The following is a 19,024-nucleotide window of genomic DNA, read 5'->3' as shown; positions in this document are numbered from 1 at the left end:
TTATATCCATGACTGATATCAGTGGTTCAGGTTCTCCACAGAAAATTTATGATGTCTTGATTGTAGGTGCAGGTCCAGTGGGCTTGGCAACAGCGATTGGCTTACGAAAGAGAGGCATCACAAATATCCTCGTCATCGATCAAGCCAGTGAATTTCGTAAAGTTGGGCAAGTTGTTGATCTATTACCCAATGGATTAAAAGCAATTAAGTATACCGATTCAGAAGCCTACGAGAAAATCAAGGAGACAGCTTCAAAAGCACATCAGCTTCCAGTTGAAAAGAAGTCTTCAAGTAGCCCAAACGAGGTTAAAAAAGAGAAGCCAGCAGCTAAGAAAGGAAAATGGATTCAAAAAAACTTACAAGGTGAAATTACTCTTTCGATTCCTACGGATTTTGAAAGTTGGTTTGAGCGCTATGGAGAGGGACGAGTTTCTTTATCTTGGTTTGACTTACAAACAACATTGAGAAATTTGCTCCCTCCAGATATTGTTCAAGCAAACCATCGTTGCGTTCATGTTGAGGAAGAAGATGGATGGGTGCAAGTCAATACGATTTCAGATGCATCAACCTCACGTAATCCATTTGCTCATTGGGAAATGATGCCATCCAATGTAAATCCTTCCGACTCGACTCAAGCCAATCAAGAATCTGACCACCAAAAATCGTTATATGCCAAATTAGTGATTGCAGCAGATGGTGTTAATTCAACAATTCGACAATTGCTTTATTCCAAAACAGATTTAAGGCAATGGGCACAACCTCAATATTCCGGTGTTGCTGCTATTGGTTGTTTTGGAATAAATAATATACCGATTTCAATGATTGAAGAACTGAAGGCTAAATGCTTTCAAGGAGATCCATTTGTAACCCTTCATAATAATTCTATCAAGTTAGATTCCCAAGATTTAGAGCAATTACGTCTGGTCTTGATGCGAAGACCAGATAACACTATTGGATATTTACTCCATGCTTCTATAGACTTGGATTCTTGGAAAGATAAATCACCATCTGAGCTTATTGAACTAGGAGTAAAGGCATTGAAAAATGGTGATTTTCCTTCAATTTGCACAAAGCTGTTACGTTTATCGAATCCTGAAAAAATAATTCATCGCCTATATTACATTCATCCAGTGACTACCCCGGTTGATTCTCAAATTGCTTGGAGTCACGGGCGTATAGTTTTACTAGGGGATGCTGCTCATGCAATGCCTCCTTTCATAGCTCAAGGCGCGAATCAAGGACTAGAAGATGCTGCATTTATTGCTACCGAAATTACTAAGCTGATTCAAGAAAATAGCTTAGACAATAAAAATAAGATCGCCGATGCATTTAACAAGTATGAGAAAGTTCGCAGACCTTTCATGGAAAAAGTTCAAGCAGCAACGATGAAATCCACTCCCTGGGAACAAAAAGAATGGGAAGATTTTAATGAGATTCTTCATCGTCGTGAATTCCCCTCATCATTCGCTATCTAAAAATTGAACTAGAGAATACATACTTGAGTTCTGAAATAATGAAAATCCTAGAGTTTTCACTGCAAAAAACAGCTATAGCAGTAATTTTGCTAAGTCTACTAGGGACAACATCTGCTCAAGGGCAAATTGTTCCAGATCGCTCTGTTAATTCTCGCGTCACTAATCAAGGAAATATATTCCTTATTGAGGATGGTTCTGTGAGAGGAAGAAATCTTTTCCATAGCTTCCAAAATTTTTCTGTGCCAACAGGTGGAACAGCTTATTTTAAAAATGCTGCCAATATCCAAAACATTTTTAGTCGTGTTACGGGCAAGTCGATATCGAGTATTGACGGTATCCTTAAGGCCAATAGTACTGCTAACTTGTTTCTCTTAAATCCTAATGGGATTGTATTTGGCACGAACGCTCAACTAGATATCGGTGGCTCTTTTCTAGGAACTACTGCAAATAGCATTGAATTTGTTGATGGAATGCAATTCAGCGCTTTATCCCCTCAATCTCCTCCCCTACTGACGGTAGCAACACCCGTAGGTATTCAGTTAGGTAGTAATCCTGGGAATATTCGCGTTACTAATAGTGGACATCAACTTTCTGCTAACCTATTTTTTCCTGTATCGGGAAAGGATAACCCCAGAGGCTTGCAAGTGTTGCCAGGTAAAACTCTTGCCTTGGTAGGTGGAGATGTTTTTTTAGATGGTGGTATTATCCGTGCCCCTGGAGGTCGAATTGAGATAGGGAGTGTTAAACAAAGTCAGGTGAAATTTGACACCTCTAACACCCAAAGGTCTTTCATCTATGATCGAGGGTCTACTGGGGAAATCACTTTAACAAACCGATCACTACTTGAAACGACTGGACAAGGTGGTGCATTAATCGGTGTACATGGGCGAAATATTCAGTTCCTAAAGGGTTCAGCGGCTTTGATGAACAACCAAGGAGTAGTCGCAGACAAGGAACTAAAAGTAGTCGCAACAGAATTAATAGATATCGGCGATGCCTCATTGCCTGAAATATTGGCTTCAGGACTATATTCTGAATCGACTAATTCAGGCTCTGGCGCTCCAATCACCCTAATTTCTCCCGCCATAGTAGTACGCGATGGGAGTAGATTATCCTCTCGAACTTTTTCCTCAACTGATGGAGGAAAAATATCGATTAAAGCCTCCAAATACCTGGATCTTGAAGGGACCTCACCAATCAATCCTTTAGGAGTCAGTGTTATTAATACTATTACTTTCGGTTCGGGTAAGGCTGGAGATATCAATATCTCTACTTCTCAACTATCAATTAGTCAAGGCGGACGTTTATCTTCTGCTACTTTTGGCAGAGGGGATGGTGGTAAGGTTTCGGTTTTTGCTGATTTAGTCGAGGTGACCGGATTTGAGCCTATATTTATGCAACCAAGTAACCTATCATCTGCAAGTCTTGGATCAGGAAGTTCCGGGAATTTAGTGATTAATACCTCTAAGTTAATCCTAGAAGACAGCGGAGAAGTTAATGTTTCGATTTCAAGTTCAGGGAATAGTGGCAAATTGGAAATAAATGCCCATGAATATATTGAAATTCGTGGTAGTTCTGGAATGGGTCTACCTAGCTCAATTGCCGCTAACGCCATTCAAGTAGATCCGGTACTTCGACAGCTTCTTAAACTTCCCCCACTTCCCAGTGGAGATTCTGGAAGTGTCACCATCAATACTCCCCGGCTACTTCTCAAGTATGGGGGGCAGTTATCTGCCCGTAATGAAGGCACTGGCGATGCTGGAGAGCTGAAGATTTCTGCAAACATTATTGCCCTTGAGGACAATAGTCTCATTAGTGCAGCAACTTTTGGTGGTGAGGGTGGTAATGTCTTTATTTTTGCTGACTTCATCTTACTCAAAGACAGCTCAATTACAGCATCAGCCACCCAAAAAGGCACGGGAGGAAATATCACAGCCATCTCTGATTTAGTTGTAGCTATAGGAGAAAGCAGTTTTACTGCGGAGGCAGAGAAAGGTCAAGGGGGAAATATTTCAATCACAGCCCAAGCAGCTATATTTGGCCCCAAGGTGGAATTCAGCGTATCTTCGGACGCCGGACTTCAGTTAGATGGCAATATCAACCTTGATGTCGAAGAAACCGGAGCTGAAGAGACAACTGCACCTAAACCAGATGTTGAGCGTCCACCTCAACTCATCTCAGACTGCAACCCCTCCACTGGAGACAGTAAATTCGTTGCTATGGGGCCAGGTGCTTTGCAAGTAGAACCCAGTCATTTTGCAGAAACAGATTCGATACTGGGTATTCCTACCTTCCAATTAGCATTCAAATCGCAGACTGCCCCACCGCCAATAGAGAACCCAATAGTGGAAGCAACTGGATGGACTAAAGATAATGGCAAAACAGTCCTGATCACAAAAACTAAGACTCAATCTACACACACCTCATCAGATCCCTCAATGTGTAAGAAGTCATAAGGAAAGATGAAAAAAATCCCTTCCTATCAACTTTTTAGCCTTTTCTGTCTAGTCTGTAGTCAGACTTTTACTGCTCCAGCTTTCGCATCTCAATCCCAGATTCAGCAAGGGGATATGCTGATCCAGCAGGGCTTAGAATCTCTGAAGAGAAACAAGCCCCAAACAGCTTTAAAGCTCTTTAATAACGCACATTCTATTTACAAGAAAGCCAGTCACCCACCCGGCTTTTACAGGGCATCCATCAACAAAAGCGTTGCTCTGAAAAAGATGGGGCAATACTATCGCGCTTGCACCACTCTGACCAAAGTCCTTACTCTTGATTATGAATACTGCCAGAGTCAATCTGGAAGACAACTTAACCAGAGCCTATTAGAGATAGAGATCAATAACAAGTTAGATACCACTCAACAGTTGGCCGCACTTCACAACCTGGGGAATAACCTGCAAATCCTGGGACGACTAGAATCATCACAGATTATCCTCCAACATGCTTCTAGCTTGAAGCCTTCCAATCGTGATATCCGATTGAGTCTGGCAAATACCTATCACGCTCAATATAAGCGAGCTATCAGTCAACGCACTTTAACGAGAGATACTCTTACTGAAGCCCAGTTGGGTCTTGATGCCAAACTACATGCTCAATCAGCAATCAAGCTTTATGGCAACCTGGCGTCCAGCCCAACTCATCGCATCCATGCTCAACTGAATAGCCTCCAGCTCATTCTTAGCCTCGATGATTCGGACGCTTTTGACGTCGTTCAATTGCGCAAAGACTCCCAAACTCTCATCCACCCTCTCATCAAAAATCTAATCTCTAATGACTTCAGCCAATTTCCTGAAGCCGAGGCTATCAACCTACAGCTCAAACTAAGCCAACTCTTGAGTGAGGTAGACCAAAAACCGATCACCTCTAAAATCAGTAATTCTTTGTTAGCTGAGGCATTCAACCATGCTAAATCTGCCCTGTTGAAAGCCAATACCCTAAATGATCCCAGGCTGAAATCTCAAGCCTATGGCACCCTCGGCAGACTCTATCTGCAATCAAAGCAGCAAGAGGATGCGATGCAAGTCTTTAAACAAGCGCTCAATCTAGCCCAGGCTAATACAGACGATAGCCTAGCGTATCAATGGTCATGGCACATCGCCCAGATCCACCAGCAGCAGGGAAACCGATCTCAAGCACTGACCGCCTATGACACCAGCATCCAACATTTGGAGCAGGTAAGAACTAAGCTCATCTCGGCAACGTCTGACCTTCAATTTAGCTATCAAGAAAGTGTGGAGCCTGTCTATACAGAATACCTACAACTCTTATTAGCCTCGCCATCTCCTGATCTTGAGCTGGTTCTTTCCACTCATCAACAACTGCAAGTGGCTGAACTAGAAAATTATCTAAAATGTGGCAGGCTCAATGTCACCAATGTGAATAAACCACAGCAATCTGACTCGGCCACCCGAATTCACATTTTCCAATTAGAGGACAAAGTTGACATCATTGTCCAAAACTCAGAGGGGCTATATCGCCATCAACCCGATTCAGAGATCGTGATGGAGGAGGTATTTAATCTCGTCGTTATGCTGGACAATGACAACACCTATCTAATTTCTGAATCACGAATCAAGAAAAGCTCCCAGGCACTATACCAGCAAATCTTAGGCCCCATCAAGCAATATCTACCGACATCAGGTTCACTCATCTTTCATCTAGATAGCCACTTCCAAAATCTACCGATGGGGCTTTTACATGATGGGCAAACCTATCTGATTGAAAAATACCCTGTGCAGACCGCTCTAAGCGTTCAGCTCAGACAAGCTCAGACCAAAGATCTGAGTCAGATGAATGTCCTGTTTGCTGGACTCTCGAATTCAGCCCCCAGCTTTAATCAGCCCAACGTCCCTAGCAACCTCAATCCTTTGCCTGAAGTGGAGGCTGAACTTGAGGGTGTCGCCAAAGCCTCTAATTTAGAGTCTTCATTACTCAATCATGAGTTCACAACAGATCGACTAGAAACCGCTCTACGTCAGGATACAGAGGTCGTTCACATCGCCACTCACGGTTTATTTAGCTCAGATCTCTCAAAAACAATGCTGCTGGCCTACAACCAGCCCATCAATGCCCTGGAATTCCACAATATGCTCAACAGGAAGCGTCATAATGGTCATGCCTCTTTGGAATTGCTGATCCTCAGCGCATGTCAGACGGCTAAGGGCGATAAGAAGTCTGCTCTCGGTTTAGCCGGAATAGCCACACAAGCAGGCTCTAGAAATACGCTAGCCTCTCTATGGCTAGCCGATTCAAGTGCAACAACAGAACTCATTTCAGCCTTCTATCAGGAACTCAAAGATAATTCGTCCAAAGCTAAAGCATTACAGCAAGCCCAACTCAAGCTCATTCGATCTGAGGACTATTCCCATCCTTTTTTCTGGGGCAACTTTATTCTCGTTGGCAATTGAGCTTCTTCTATGATCGCCTCTGCCAGCTCGGGATGATCCACTTGGAAATATCGCTTTGCCAGTAACTGATTGAGTTTGAGGTTGCTTTTTCCTTTTTTTCTCAGACTTTCTAAGAATTGAATGGACTCATGAAATAAATTTCGAGTCATGTATAGAGTGTCTAGCTCTACTGCAACTTCACTGAGAGGAACAGGGAGTCGTTTAATCGCAGCAGCCTGTTCTTGAATGGCAACGGCATCTGTCTCAATCACGAGATTTATAGTCGCCCGACCCACGCTAATGGGCTGCTTGCCTTGATAGACCAGAATTTCAATCTCATAAGCGCTGCCAAATTCCAGGGCTGGCCAGCTTGAAGGATATTGCAAACGAGTCTCTGATACAGTTTGCTTTAGCTTCAGGTGGTAGCCCTCAATACTGATCACATAGTGAGTTGCTTCTCCAATCGGCTTCCAGGTTAGATCAGGGCGTTGTTGGATAATAGTTGGACCAAACGGGGCAAGGAGTTTAAGTTCATCCTCATTCCCCCTCGTGTTGACGCTGAGGCTACCCTCATTTCCCCCACGAAGAGCCGAATTATTGGCGTCAGCAGCACAGAGTTCGGCCACTCGCCCAGTCCGGCCCACCAACACTGCTCCGCTCTTATGACAGAATAGCCTAGGCCGCTTGCCTGGAGCTGGAGCTACAAGATCTTGGGGACATAGTAATGTCCCACGACGGAAGTTTCTATCTCCCTCTGTTACCATTCGAGCGATGGTTGGCTTACAGCGGGCTGATTGAGAGGGCTTGGACCTTGCTGTAAGCGGAAGGGATGAGCTTACAGCTATTAAAGGCAAAAGCAGAGAGGGTCGTAAAAGTAGTTTATGCATTAGATATAAGTTATCTAGTTGCGAGAGATAAATGCAAGCCTAGGGCTTGACTATCTTCTCTTTCTGCTGAATATACTGATATCTCCATTCCCATACTTCGGGCAGGTCAGACTTGGCAAGAAGGCATATTTCCCAATTAGTTGCAGAAGGTTGGCCCAGAGAATTCTCAGCTTTTGCCAATAGACAGTGAGTACTAACCTCTTCAGGGTTAAACTGCATACTCTTCTTTAAACTTACAACGGCCTGAACGTATTGTTTTTGCTGGTACTGTGCCCATCCCAGATTTTTATACAGGGATGCCATCACCCGATCATGGTCAGATTGATCTAACACTTGCCGAATCCGAGCTTCGGCTGCTTGGGGCTTATTATCGAGCAGGTCTAACCTCGCCAGGTTGTTGACTGGGGCTAGGTATTGTCCTTGACTCGCATCAATCGATTTTTGGTAATACTGCCTTGCCTTGGCATAGTCTTGGACATCTTCATGGATGGTGCCGAGATTGTAAAATAGCACCTCATCATTAGGCTTAACGTCCAGTCCTTTGTAATAGCTCTCTAAGACGCAATCCACATCCTGTAATTGCTGACAGACCACTCCGAGATTGTTGTAGGCAGTCTTGTTAGTTGAATTCAACTGGATAGCCCGCTCGTAGTAGCCTCTGGCTTCTGCCAACTTCCCTTTGCTCTGCTGTTCATTTGCCAATAGGAAATAGTAGCGCGACAAGCGTTGTGTCCCTAACTTAAACCCTATTGCCAGAAGCAATAAGAATAGAATGCCAAGGCCAAACTGAAATCGTCGATCATTGAAAAGTCTATTGCGTTTTAGTTTTTTAGGTAATGAAGATTGTAAATACAGTAATAGGGATGCTGTGTTTTGGGGCCGCTTTCCCGGTGGGATCGACATCAGCTGATCGAGGAAATCAGCGAAAGGCTTGGAGAGCTGAGGGACCTTATCTCGCCAGGTCAATTTCCCAGTGTAAATATCTCCAGGTAATCGATTGGGATGAACACCCGTGAGAAGGTGAACAAAGGTGCGACCAAGAGCATAAAAGTCACTTTGGGGTAATCCTTTGCCGTTCATTTGTTCCGGTGGAGCATAGCCCGCCGTAAAAATACTCGTGACCTCTAGCTCATGTTTGTAGTCACTCTCTAAAGGAGCTGAGCTAATCCTTGCTAAAAAGGTATCAGTAAGATCTCTTGCTGCCCCAAAGTCAATAAGCACCAGCTTCCCATCTGGCTTAATCATGATATTTGCGGGTTTGATATCTCGGTGGAAATATCCCTTTTGGTGAACGGCATGAAGGGTTTCTGCGAGTTGATTCAACCAATCCAATGCTTGTTTCTCTGAAATGGAACCCTGATCGTCTAGCCACTCTTCTAGCGTCTGGCCCTCAATTTTCTGTTGAACCAGGCAGTACACTTCCTTAGCGATACCCGTGTCATTCAGACAGAAAAAACCATTTTTGGGAGCAATAGGGATTCCAGGGTGTTCAACATTGAGGAGAGCTTTCGATTCTCGATACAGTAGATTAACCCGCTTGGCGTCATAGGACTCAAACCGATCGCTGACCAAAAGTATCTTGATGATCAGGTGAGTTCCCGGATCAATGCCTTCACCTCCTGTTGTATCCTCACACTCAAAAACTTCAATTGCTTGAGGAATAGGACCATCGATTGGACGCAAAGGGTTCAAGAGTCGATATCGATTTTTTACAAGTAGTGATGTGCCACAAGATGGACACACCAAATCGGTATCTGAGTTTTCCCTAGTCTGACAGCGAGGATTGAAACAGTAGCAGGTCACATTTCATCATCTTTCAACTATGCAGCAAGGGATTCTTGTATCACTCCTGATGGATCTTTAAGCAGATATTTCCGAATGACGGGTTGCAGGGACAAGATTAAGGGTTCACTATCTTCTTGGCAGCGTTCCAACAATGAACGACTCACCAAGTTATCTATTGCTGCGATAAACTCATGCATGGATAAATCGCCTTTCTGCTGTTTTAGCATCTGAAATACTTCTTGAAAAGAGATCCCCTCTCCATTTTTATCGGAATGCGCCAAGATCTGCATTAATTCTCGTTCTAATGCGGTCCAAATTCCTAATCTAAATTGAGTATCCAGGGCTTGCTGGACAGACTCACTCATTAAGATGGAATCGCATTGAATAAAGGCGTTCACATCCCCACCAAAATAGTTACGGATTCGAGCAGAAACTAATTTGAGAAGAAACGGGTTTGACCGATAGCGATGGATTAATAATCTAAATCCATCATTCGTATCCATCAGTCCTTGGGATTCTAGAAAACGATATGCATCTTGTCCTAGTCCTTTGATATCCATGATGCGTACCGATTGGCCCGACGTTTCGGCGAACTCCAGATCTTTAAAGGGCTCTCTACTGGTAATCAGGAAACAAGAGGAATGGGAACACTCCCTTATCTGCTCTAAGAACCAACCATAGTTTTCGTTCTTACCGTACTGATTATTGTTGGTTGCCTCTTTAAGTATTTCCTCCGCACCATCAAGTACGATCAGGATCTTTTCACGATGGAGGAATTCAACTAACTCAGTAACTTGAACCGTCAGATCCTTAGATGAGTCATAGGGGCTTAATTTCAAGCATCTAAATATTTCCTCCAGCAAGCTATCAAGATTCTGATGGCTAGACATACTCTGCCAGACCACTTGCTCAAAATGATTATCAGCAGATATCTTCAATTGCTCCAACAGCTTTGAGCAGAGTGAACTCTTGCCAATACCTGCCTGGCCTACTACTAAGACACATTGACGTTCTAGTACACTTTGCCGAAGCATCGCTAGCTCTGCTTTATACCCAAAATACTGTTCAACCGTAGGGGGGCGACGACCCAGAACAGTAAACTCAGGAGGCTCAAGCTCACCCCTCATTTCTTTAGAATATTTCTTCGTCAATTGATGGCGAGCTAATTCCAGCTTTTTACCCTCAACCATACTTCTTAGGCGGGTCTTGGTCACTTTCTTGCCAATCACAAGACTAAGCGTTCGCCACAAACCTTGACCTGCTTGTTTGAGGTAATCAGGGTTGTAACCTGATTCTTCCGCTACATCTTCATATTTCCGATTCTCCCAAGCAGCAGAGATCAGAAGCTTCTCTGCTGAAGTGAGCTGTTTACGATTCCTAGCCACTAGCCAGTTATCGATCAGCTCTATCGCTTCACCGACGCCTAAACCCTTGTCATTCATAAATACAACTACAAATAAATAACACCTAGATATGGGTTACGAGGTTATGGCAAAAGCAGCTAAATGCTTGCAAATCCCTCTAGCTGTCTAGCTCAAACCATAGGTGATTTTCAAATAGAACTTACTACACGATTAATCACATCCACTGCCTGTTGTTTTAAGAATTAATAAATGGAATATTTTAACTATAGATTATATGTTTTTCTACAATATGGTCAGATCTAAATAAACAAAAAAGTATATGTGCTTTTTAATAAAACTAAACATTTGTAGTGAAGTAATAGAATCTTTCTCTATGCAATATATTGTTGTAGGCTATGACAAGGCAACATGTTTATTTAGCTTAGCTCTTGTATTTGCTTTAGCTCACACAACTGCAAGCGCAATTACAACCTTATTCTTGAGTCGATTCTTCCAACCAACATCACAGCCCTGTACTTATACAAATTTTCAGAGCAACCATAGTCAAACGCAGAGATGCCACGCCAGTCATTACCCAGGCTTACTCTTAGATTATTTTCTAGTCGAAATCACTAGAACCTTGTTGCCGCGTTTGCCTACGGGGAATAGCTTCTAGCGAAAAATCACGATTCGCTTATTCGTAACTCTGCCGATCACACTTCCTACTCACCTTCATTTTCTCTTTGTGACTGAGGCGTATGGCCTTCTCGCTCCCACTTTTCTTCTATAGCACGACGGACGAAAGCACTAAACGAAACCGGATATTCCCGACTTTCGCAGTATTCAACCACGTCATCATTAAATTCTGGCGGCAAGCTTAAATTGCGCTTCACAAATTTTTCCTTGGCTGGCTTTCGCTTCCTAGTCACTTACACACCGCTGTTCCGCCATGACTACTGTTACACAGCAGTAGTCATGAGCTAAAAAATACGTAGCGGTGTGTATCGATAAATATTAAAGTTTCCACGCACTAGCATTACGCACTGATATTTACTATGTTAAAACTTATCACGCGCTAGCGTTACGCATCGATACCTACTATATTAAAGGCACGATAAAAAAATCGACCCCCTAATCTGCCACCAAAACGTAATTAGAGAGCCTAGAATCCTTCAGAAGGTCATATTTAAATGATAGGCAACATCATATTCAAAACGCAAATCCCCTTGACCCGCAAGCTTTACAGCAACACAAAATGTACTGAAGTAAGCTGGGCACGGATTTTCTCAGAAAATTTTCTCAACTTAATCCTGGCTTGGCTCTCTCCTACCAACCCACCAGATCACCAACCACACCTAACGAAGATAAGAATCGGCAACAACCAGCAGAGTAGACCAAGGAAATACCCAAGCTCGCTCTTAAAGAAGAACTTACCAGTCAAACGATTATTTAGAAGCCTGTTAGCCAGATTACCCACAATTCAATTCCGCTCTCTAACCGCCTACTAAACAACCAGAGAGCCACCAACCTCAGAAACCCGCCAGTGCTTCAGCACCGTTGTTCAATTTAATAATTCAAGTGGCTCTCTAACCGCCTACTAAAACAACCAGAGAGCCACTGACCTCAGAAACCGAAAAAGAATCTATTGAGGTTAAGCCCATGATAGGTGCTACTTCACGCAACAGACAAACCCAAAAAACCGAACTCCTTACCCGTGAAGAAGAATACGATCTGATTCTGAGAATCAAGGCTGGGGACGAGCGGGCATCACGTCAGCTAATTCGTAAAAACAAAGGACTGATCACCAAAGAGGTCAAGCGCTATGGTTTTCAAGTGGATCACAGAATCTTAAACTCTGCTGGAGAGATGGCTGTCGTCCTAGCGGCAAGAGGATTTAAATTGTCTACTGGCAATAAATTCTCAACTTATTTGGTGCCAACTCTTTGGTCTGAAGTTCGAGACTGCTTTTGTAGAGAGGCAGGGATTAGTCGCAATACACTAACCAATCTTCGCAAAATATCAAAAGTCTCAACCGCTCTTAGTCAAGAGTTAGGCAGAGAGCCAGCCCTAGAAGAGATTGCAGAGCGCAGTGGATTATCTCAGAAGCAAATCTTGACTACCTGGCAACATAAGGCTTTTGTTCAGCCCCTGAGCTTTAACCAAAGGTTTGACGATGATTGTCCTGAGTGGCTAGATTTTCAGTCCGATGAAACTGTTGATCCTTGGCGCACTTCAGAAGAGGCTGAGATTCTAACTACTCTTGATCAACTCCAAGGTGAGGGTCACTTGGAAGATCGCCAGGTCTCAATGCTGATTGCTAAACACCAAGGCCATAACAACCGAGAAATCGGGAAACGGCTAGGGATATCCAGAGAGCGAGTACGCCAGTTGGTTAAAGGAGCAAAGGAAACTTTGTCAGCACTGGCAACAGGAACCCTGAAGCCAATTACTCCCGTATCCACCCACCACAATATTGAGCCAGTTGGCGAGGGTGATCAGTTACCTCTCGACCTACCTGCACCTAAAGAAGTCAGAGAACCTGCCATAAAACGAGTTGACGCCTCACGACTAGGCGGGAGAATCAGCAAAGTTATCAAACGGATTTTCAATCAAACCAATAAAGAGAGTCATATTCATGATCATGGAGAACTAACCAATGCTCAGGAACACATTCTGGTTCTTCGTCGGTGTAGCAATCACGGGATTGCTGATGTCGCGAGGCATCGACTTACCTCAGAGAATCAGCGATGCCGTCAACTGGAGAGAACTCAAGACGATTGGAGAGGATATCTGGGATTCAGCCCAGTAATTCTCCGTATGCTTTTGCTGCCATTAGCGCTTATATCTCATGCTATTAGAGGATTTCAGAACAATGATCAACCGAACAAAAGGAGGTCAATAATGTCGTTCTTCACTACAGATTTATTGCAAGATGTTGGGATTGGATACAGGAGAGAACACCCTCGACCGCCGAATGATTCTAATGAAAGTTTGCCCTGAACCAACAACGAATTGCTTCATTCTTATCCGAGGAATTGACCCATGTCTTCCTCATCGAATCGTGCTGCCTCAGATCCTGAAACCCTTGATGATCTTTTGTTTTAAAGCCTTTGCGTATTGAGGGCTGAAGCGTAGTATGGTTCACTAAGAATCCCTATATTTTTCCCCAGGAGGCGACAATGACCTAAAAAAAAGGAATCCCAGCTACGGGAAATAGCTAGGGATCCAAGAAAAACAAAATATTTTTTTGGGATAGCGGGATCTAACCGAAGTTTTGGAAGACAAAAGTTAGTGACCCACGGGGTGTGTTCTAATTCTAGTGCAGCCTAGTTTGTGCTGCAAGAATTTTGTAATTGAACTTTACTTACCACATCTCTCTATCTCTCTACTGACAAACGATAGAGGGACTTTTCATGGTTTCTATATTTTTATTCCCCGAGCTGCTAATGGCTCGGGAATCGACATTTACACCTATGTATCAAGGAGGCAACCCATGACCTCCACTCTCCTAGATCTCAATTCAACTCACCTCGGCTTTGGCTCCTCAACGAGAAGCACCTCGAAGCTGACCCCTTTCAAAAGAAGTAACCATTGCCCAATCTGTGACTCTAATGATGGACGATGCAGTAAAGGCGACGAAATCATCCTTTGCCTCAACGAAACCTATGATGTCGGTATAATCAACGGCTATCAGTTCCGCAAGCTATCGAAAGATAACACCTGGGGTATTTGGGCACCCCACACAGGCAAAGACTACAACTCTATTGACTGGAAAGCCCGCAAAGCCATCCGCGATCAGAAGGCCGATGAAGAACGTCGCCAACGCATTGCTAGAGAACTCCCTCCCCAACTCCGAGATCAGCAGTACCGAAAGCTACTCTCTGGTCTCTCCCTCTGCTCAATGGATCAAGGAGACTTGGATCGGCGGGGCATGTCCCAGGCTGAAATCAAGGGTTTCGATGCCGTCTCCGTGGGCCAGTTCCAAAGAGTCCAAAACTTATCCTCAGATCTACCCGGTGTTCTCCCCGGTGGCATCCTCAATTCTCAGGGAGGGTATCTGTGGCCTCTCTATGATGTCCACGGTCAAATCGTGGCCTTGCAGTTGCGGAAGCGGAATGTTCATCAGGACAACCGCTATATCTGGCTATCCAGCTCAACCCGTCGCCATCCTGACGGCAATGGTCCTCACGTCAACGGTGAAATTCCCTTAGCCGTCTACAAGTCCTTTGGTCCCTATTCGCGGATTGCCCTTGTGGAAGGAACTGGGGTTAAGCCTTATCTCACTAGCACTCGCCTCAATATCCCCGTCATAGGGGCAGCAGGGGCATGTGGGCCTCATCTCCTGAAACCCTGCGGGAATCTTTATCAGTCCTATCCAAAGAGGCATCCCAGCCCCCGATCATCACTCTCTATCCTGATGCTGGGGCTGTCCGTAACCTCAATGTCTTTCGCCAGTATCAGCGGGTTATTCGACTGATGGAAGAGTGGGGCTATGAGGTGGAAGTGGCCTGGTGGGGTCAGAACTATAAAGATAACGCTGTTGATGTTGATGAACTGACTCCAGTGGAACTGGCTCAGATTGTGTTCAAGCCCACTTGGTTCTTCAATAGCCTGGGTCTGGAATATGAACTGGGCCAGCTTTTTATGAAGCTGAATGGTCTAACGGATACCCCTACCGCCATCATCAACAAGCAGTACATTGAACTCTCGGATCTTGGTGTGATTGATCCAGGGTCTGTGGTTGCCATTGCTTCCATGTGTGGCACAGGGAAAACAGAGATGCTGAAGTCTCTAGTGCAGGGAGTCAAGGGCCAGGTGATCATGCCCGGTTATAGAAACAACCTACTCTACAACACTGAGGAGCGATTCACGTCTAAAGATGCCTATGGTAATACTCTCTACAATCTCATTCACCTATTCCGATTGCAGAAGGAATACAAAGGCGATATCAGCATGGGGTTTCGGTCTGAGCGGTCTATCCTGCTCTGCTTCGATAGCCTACTCAAGATTGATGTCGATGATATTGAACCGGATAGCTGCATTATTTTGGACGAGGCAGATGCTGCCCTCTTCCATGTGTTGTCAGGTCAGACTCTGGGAGATCGGCAGAATCAGATCCTGGAGCATTTTCATGCCATTGCTAACAGAGTATTGGAAACCCGAGGCAACATCATTCTGTTGGAAGATTCCCTGTCTCAAATTCCCATTGACTATATCAAGGGCATTACTGGGGGCAAATACAACACTAAGATTGTCGTCAATGAGTTTAAGCCTAACGACAACTTTCCCACGAAGGTGTTCTCAGGTCAGACTTCTCAGTTTCTAGAGAGAATCCTAACTGCTGTTGCTGATAATGAGCGGTTTATCGTTGTGGCAACTTCTCAGGAATTCCTAGAGAAGCTAGAGCGGATGATTGCGGATGTGAACCCGGAGTTTGCTAAGGGGATTCTGCGCCATGACCGCAAGACATCGGAGCGGCCTGAGAACAAGATATTCCAGGCTAATCCCACTCAGTTTGTCGAAGAATATCAGCCCACGGCTTTGTTCTTAAGTCCCACTGCTGAAAGTGGAGTCAGTATTGATGAACCTCGGTTGATTCCTTATTTCAGCAGAGTGTTCTGCTATGCCTCATCCAATCATGCCCGCAGTGTCTATCAGCAGCTCTGGCGATATCGAGCCAAGGTCACTCGTGAGATCTATGTGACTCGGAAGGCTCATATCCCTGATATTCCTTCCATTAAGTCTGTAGAGCAGTGCATCATGCTTCAGTCCAAGTATGGACAAGATGTGGCTGCTTCCATTGATTTAGAACAGCAGTTGGTTCATGACCAGTCTCCTGAAACAGCTCAACAGTTGGCAGCACTGAAGGCTTATCAGCAGAATCCCAACAATATTCACAATGTCAGCTTTGCTCGATATCAGACTCGCTCCATTGCATCCTTGTTAGCTTTGCGAGAATCATTGCTGGTTCTCTTAGAAGGACATGGGCACCCCATTGAGTTGGAGGAGCTGAAGGAGCGCAATTCTACGGTGGTGGAAGCCTTTAGTAAGGTGCGGAAGCAGATTGAGGTGGAAACTGCGGTGATGCTGGGAACGGCTGACGGGGAAAGGTTCACGGTGGAGCAGGCCATACGAGTCATGGGGAGTTCATCAGCCACCTATGCAGATACCTTGGATGCCAAGAAATCACTGTTGCAGGATGAGTTGCCAGGGGTAGAGCTGACGGATGAGTTTATTCATCAAGTCTGTGTGGAACATCGAGGTCGGTTAAAGAGTGCCACTAAGTTGCATTGGATGTCCTATCACCCTGAAGTAGCTGAGGAATTAGATAGGAGAAATTTTATGAAACAGCTCAATAGCAAGTTCGTTCTGACTCATCGGTTATCCAATAATCGAATTCAGGTGCAGCTACTTCGTGATATCGGCGTATTTGATTTAGTGGATACTTACAACGTCACCAGCAAGGACTATGAAGCCTACGATCAGGCGTTGGAGAAGGGGCGTCAGGTACAGCGACAACGACAGTCATTGAGGTTGGAGGTCAAGGGACTGTCTGGGCAGATCAGTGAGTTGGTTCAGGAGCAGAAGGTGATTCAGGCCAAGCTGACTGCATTGGGCAGGAAAGCCCATCCTAGGAAGAAGAAGCTGAAGGGGGAGCTGGAGCAGTTAGAGCAGCAGAAGCAGGGGCTTAAAGGCCAGAAGCAGAGTTTATTGGACGCCATTGAGCAGCAGTCTCAGGCGTTTACCCAGGCTCGATATGAGCAGGTTGAGGCCCGGATGCGGATGGAGATTATGGTGATGTCGGAGGTGGATCAGCGGCTGGAGGATATCAAGGTGAAGGCGTTGGAATATCGCTATCAGATCTATCGACACTTTAGGAATGTCATCTGTGAGGGTCAGAGTGCATTAGCCATCGCCAATAAGCTCATTAAGCGGGTAGCCCATGAGCTGGTGAAGGTAGGCAGTGAGGAATCTGTGAGTCTGTATGTGATTCGCTATTCGGGCAATGAAGCTTATAAAGACCAGATGCTGAAGGCATTTCAGGCGAAATGGAATCAGAGATTAGAGAAAAATAGACCAAGTTGTGAACTCTGTAATAAAGAGGATGATCTAATTACAGAAACTGAAAAGCGATCTGAAATCGATGGATTTTGTCATGGATCTGATCAGGAAATCGGGCAGGAAGAGGGTGGTGATGATGGAATCTCTGTGGATTCCGAGGTGATTTTGGGTGGTGGCGATGGATCAGGTGCTGTTATCGGTGCAAATAAGGGAGTGTCAAGAATTTTGTGTAAGCTCAATCATCTAGTCAATAGGGAATCGTTCAGGGAACTCAATAGCAAATCTTGCTAAAGCTGCTTTCCAATCTCGAATGGGCATCGTCCATTTTTTGGAAATGTTATTGAGTGCAAGATACAGCAGTTTGAAGACAGAGGTTTCATCTGGGAATGCTCCTTTAGTTTTCAAAACCTTTCTGAGACTACGATTGACTGATTCAATGGCATTGGTGGTGTAAATGGCCTTGCGAATGTCAGGCGGATAATCAAACAAAGGAATCACCCTTTCCCAATGGCGCAGCCAAATTTGACTGATGGTGGGATAAACCTGATCATACTTATCGGCAAAGTGAGTCAGAGCATCTTCCGCCTCACAGACCGTTGCCGCTTGATAAATCGGCTTGAGATCAGCTGCAACTTCCTTGCGGTGTTTCCAACTGACATATTTGAGAGAATTGCGGATCAAGTGGACGATACAGAGTTGCACACGAGTCTGGGGATAGAGGGTTTCAATGGCTTCTGGAAAACCTGTTAATCCGTCTACACAAGCGATAAAAACATCTTGTAGCCCCCGATTTTTGAGATCCGTCAAGACCTTGAGCCAGAATTTAGCCCCCTCCCGTTCTTGAGGTCCGATCCATAAGCCTAAGACTTCTTTGTGGCCATCGAGGTTAATCCCTAGTACTACATATACTGCCCGACTTTTAACCCGTCCTTCTTGGCGGATTTTGACGTACAATGCATCCAAAAACAGGATGGGATACAGCGCATCCACGGGGCGAGTTTGCCACTGACGGACTTCTTCCGTAATCGCATCGGTGACTTGAGAAATCAGGGTTGGGGATAGCTCAATTCCATACAACTCTTCCAGCTGGCCTTGAATATCTCGGGTACTGCTCCCTCGTGCATACAGTGCCAAAATCTTCTCATCAAGACCGGCCAATCGACGCTGGCCTTTAGGCACAATAATCGGCTCAAACTCGCTGAGGCGATCTCGAGGGATCTGAAGGTCGAAAGCCCCTTGTTCGGTATTGATCGTTTTAGCGGAATACCCATTACGACTATTGCCCGATTTTGAAGGCGATGGAGACTCTCCTGTGGGTGTGCTTTGCAGATGATGACTCAGTTCTGCTTGTAAGGCTTTCTCAATCAGGCGTTTTGATAATTGCTTGATTAATCCCTCCTCCCCAATATCTGCTCAGGACTGCTGTAGTCCTGCATCAGTTCATCAAGAAGTTGCTCAACTTTTGGATCACAGTGGCGTTGTTTTTTCAAAGCGGTCTCCTTCAATCTGGATGTACTTTAAACCGCTTACACAAAATAATTTACAGTCTCCAAATAATCAGTTTTGACCACACAGAAAATGCT

10 protein-coding genes and 2 pseudogenes are annotated in these 19,024 nt (G+C 44.7%); 6 read left to right on the top strand and 6 right to left on the bottom strand.

The window, feature by feature from the left end; genetic code table 11:
• Positions 1–8 precede the first annotated feature (8 nt).
• From I1H34_RS31120 to I1H34_RS31110, 3 genes are read left to right on the top strand one after another with little or no spacing between them, the layout of a single operon-like run.
• Positions 9–1,475, top strand: a complete 1,467-nt coding sequence (locus tag I1H34_RS31120) for an FAD-dependent oxidoreductase (RefSeq protein ID WP_212667167.1) — start codon at positions 9–11, stop codon at positions 1,473–1,475.
• Positions 1,476–1,513: 38 nt separating this feature from the next.
• Positions 1,514–3,931, top strand: coding sequence for a filamentous hemagglutinin N-terminal domain-containing protein (locus I1H34_RS31115; RefSeq protein ID WP_212667166.1), 2,418 nt, complete (start codon positions 1,514–1,516; stop codon positions 3,929–3,931).
• Between the two features lie 6 nt (positions 3,932–3,937).
• Positions 3,938–6,385, top strand: coding sequence for a CHAT domain-containing protein (locus I1H34_RS31110; RefSeq protein WP_212667165.1), 2,448 nt, complete (start codon positions 3,938–3,940; stop codon positions 6,383–6,385).
• Here I1H34_RS31110 and I1H34_RS31105 read toward each other — a convergent pair.
• The 5 genes and pseudogenes from I1H34_RS31105 to I1H34_RS31090 all read right to left on the bottom strand — a co-directional run bounded on the left by I1H34_RS31105 (position 6,337) and on the right by I1H34_RS31090 (position 11,308).
• Entirely contained in the window at positions 6,337–7,128 is a 792-nt protein-coding gene (locus tag I1H34_RS31105; RefSeq protein WP_212667164.1) for a hypothetical protein, read from the bottom strand. The genes I1H34_RS31110 and I1H34_RS31105 overlap by 49 nt on opposite strands.
• A gap of 162 nt (positions 7,129–7,290) precedes the next feature.
• A complete protein-coding gene (locus tag I1H34_RS31100; protein ID WP_212667163.1) occupies positions 7,291–8,934 on the bottom strand; it encodes a serine/threonine-protein kinase in 1,644 nt (547 codons plus the stop codon).
• A 45-nt stretch (positions 8,935–8,979) separates the two neighbouring features.
• Positions 8,980–9,054 (bottom strand): annotated as a pseudogene (locus I1H34_RS33200) (4-Cys prefix domain-containing protein); the annotation flags it as partial.
• A gap of 17 nt (positions 9,055–9,071) precedes the next feature.
• Positions 9,072–10,478: an ATP-binding protein gene (locus I1H34_RS31095; RefSeq protein ID WP_212667162.1), complete on the bottom strand. Its 1,407-nt coding sequence runs from the start codon at positions 10,476–10,478 to the stop codon at positions 9,072–9,074.
• A 623-nt stretch (positions 10,479–11,101) separates the two neighbouring features.
• Entirely contained in the window at positions 11,102–11,308 is a 207-nt protein-coding gene (locus I1H34_RS31090) for a hypothetical protein (RefSeq protein ID WP_212667161.1), read from the bottom strand.
• 730 nt (positions 11,309–12,038) lie between these two features.
• Between I1H34_RS31090 and I1H34_RS31085 the strand changes: the two genes are divergently transcribed.
• From I1H34_RS31085 to I1H34_RS31080, 3 genes are all read left to right on the top strand, one after another.
• A complete protein-coding gene (locus I1H34_RS31085) occupies positions 12,039–13,379 on the top strand; it encodes a sigma-70 family RNA polymerase sigma factor (protein WP_212667160.1) in 1,341 nt (446 codons plus the stop codon).
• A 493-nt stretch (positions 13,380–13,872) separates the two neighbouring features.
• Positions 13,873–14,856, top strand: coding sequence for a hypothetical protein (locus I1H34_RS33045; protein WP_315874917.1), 984 nt, complete (start codon positions 13,873–13,875; stop codon positions 14,854–14,856).
• Entirely contained in the window at positions 14,856–17,732 is a 2,877-nt protein-coding gene (locus I1H34_RS31080) for a plasmid replication protein, CyRepA1 family (RefSeq protein ID WP_315874922.1), read from the top strand. The genes I1H34_RS33045 and I1H34_RS31080 overlap by 1 nt, the downstream gene beginning before the upstream one ends.
• Here I1H34_RS31080 and I1H34_RS31075 read toward each other — a convergent pair.
• Positions 17,685–18,877, bottom strand: a pseudogene (locus I1H34_RS31075) (IS256 family transposase). The gene I1H34_RS31080 and the pseudogene I1H34_RS31075 overlap by 48 nt on opposite strands.
• Positions 18,878–19,024: the final 147 nt, after the last annotated feature.

Origin of the sequence: Acaryochloris marina S15 (assembly GCF_018336915.1) — a bacterium.
Taxonomy (GTDB): domain Bacteria; phylum Cyanobacteriota; class Cyanobacteriia; order Thermosynechococcales; family Thermosynechococcaceae; genus Acaryochloris; species Acaryochloris marina_A.
Note: the sequence above shows the minus strand (reverse complement) of the source record. Positions and strands in the feature narration are given on the sequence as shown.

Excerpts from the sequence above, each read along its gene's own strand:
- I1H34_RS31095 (WP_212667162.1), bottom strand. The coding sequence starts at position 10,478 with ATGAATGACAAGGGTTTAGGCGTCGGTGAAGCGATAGAGCTGATCGAT.
- I1H34_RS31085 (WP_212667160.1), top strand. The coding sequence starts at position 12,039 with ATGATAGGTGCTACTTCACGCAACAGACAAACCCAAAAAACCGAACTC.
- I1H34_RS31105 (WP_212667164.1), bottom strand. The coding sequence starts at position 7,128 with ATGGTAACAGAGGGAGATAGAAACTTCCGTCGTGGGACATTACTATGT.
- I1H34_RS31080 (WP_315874922.1), top strand. The coding sequence starts at position 14,856 with ATGGAAGAGTGGGGCTATGAGGTGGAAGTGGCCTGGTGGGGTCAGAAC.
- I1H34_RS31115 (WP_212667166.1), top strand. The coding sequence starts at position 1,514 with ATGAAAATCCTAGAGTTTTCACTGCAAAAAACAGCTATAGCAGTAATT.
- I1H34_RS33045 (WP_315874917.1), top strand. The coding sequence starts at position 13,873 with ATGACCTCCACTCTCCTAGATCTCAATTCAACTCACCTCGGCTTTGGC.
- I1H34_RS31110 (WP_212667165.1), top strand. The coding sequence starts at position 3,938 with ATGAAAAAAATCCCTTCCTATCAACTTTTTAGCCTTTTCTGTCTAGTC.
- I1H34_RS31120 (WP_212667167.1), top strand. The coding sequence starts at position 9 with ATGACTGATATCAGTGGTTCAGGTTCTCCACAGAAAATTTATGATGTC.